This is a genomic window from Microcystis sp. 0824, from assembly GCF_003112475.1.
Taxonomy (GTDB): domain Bacteria; phylum Cyanobacteriota; class Cyanobacteriia; order Cyanobacteriales; family Microcystaceae; genus Microcystis; species Microcystis aeruginosa_C.
The window spans coordinates 1-698 of sequence record NZ_BDSM01000060.1 but is presented as its reverse complement, the minus strand read 5'-3'; the positions used below and the strand labels follow the sequence as shown (position 1 = coordinate 698).

Below are 698 nucleotides of genomic sequence, written 5' to 3'. Positions count from 1 at the left end.
CCCATGACCATTGCTGTCGGACGCGCCCCAGAAAGAGGGCTGTTTGATGCTCTCGATGACTGGCTCAAAAGAGACCGTTTCGTCTTCATCGGTTGGTCTGGTTTACTACTCTTCCCCTGCGCCTTCATGGCCCTAGGTGGATGGTTAACCGGCACCACCTTCGTCACCTCCTGGTACACCCACGGGTTAGCCAGTTCCTACCTGGAAGGCGGCAACTTCCTGACTGTAGCCGTCTCCACCCCCGCCGATGCCTTCGGCCACTCCATCCTCTTTCTCTGGGGCCCGGAAGCCCAAGGTAACTTCACCCGTTGGTGTCAAATCGGCGGTTTATGGCCCTTTGTCGCCCTGCACGGTGCTTTCGGCCTGATTGGCTTCATGCTACGTCAGTTTGAAATCGCCCGTTTAGTCGGCATTCGTCCCTACAACGCCCTCGCCTTCTCTGGCCCGATTGCGGTGTTCGTCAGTGTCTTCCTGATGTACCCCCTCGGTCAGTCTAGCTGGTTCTTTGCCCCTAGCTTCGGCGTGGCTGGTATCTTCCGTTTCATTCTTTTCTTCCAAGGCTTCCACAACTGGACCCTGAACCCCTTCCACATGATGGGTGTAGCCGGGATCCTCGGTGGTGCGCTTCTCTGTGCTATTCACGGAGCGACCGTAGAAAATACCCTGTTTGAAGACGGTGAAGGTTCCAACACTTTCCG

General features: G+C 56.4%; 1 protein-coding gene. It reads left to right on the top strand.

Going from position 1 to position 698, the window contains the following annotated elements; all coding sequences use genetic code 11:
- Positions 1-3: 3 nt before the first annotated feature.
- The coding region (locus N0824_RS19085; RefSeq protein ID WP_108937903.1) for a photosystem II D2 protein (photosystem q(a) protein) at positions 4-698 on the top strand (695 nt) is incomplete at its 3' end.